Here is a 302-nt window from a genome sequence, read left to right on the forward strand (position 1 = left end):
AGGGTGCCGGAGATCGTGCAGGAGATCATGGATGAGTTCTATAGGCACACCGGCCGCAGGTACAACCTGTTTGACTATGAAGGTCATCCTGAAGCTGAAAGAGTAGTGGTTATTATGGGATCGGGTGAAGGAGCTGTAAGAGAAACCGTGGATACACTGCTGAATTCAGATGAAAAAGTAGGGGTGTTGATCGTTCGCCTGTACAGGCCATTCTCTATTAAGGACTTTATTGCTAAGGTGCCAAAAACGGTAAAAAAGATCGCTGTTCTTGACAGGACCAAAGAACCCGGAAGTACGGGAGA

At 47.4% G+C, this 302-nt stretch carries 1 protein-coding gene; it reads left to right on the forward strand.

Annotation, left to right across the window (positions count from 1 at the left end; genetic code table 11):
* A partial coding sequence (locus HC176_RS18885) for a hypothetical protein (protein ID WP_167920507.1) occupies positions 1-302 on the forward strand: 302 nt, incomplete at both ends.

The sequence above is a fragment of the Tamlana crocina genome (assembly GCF_012037625.1).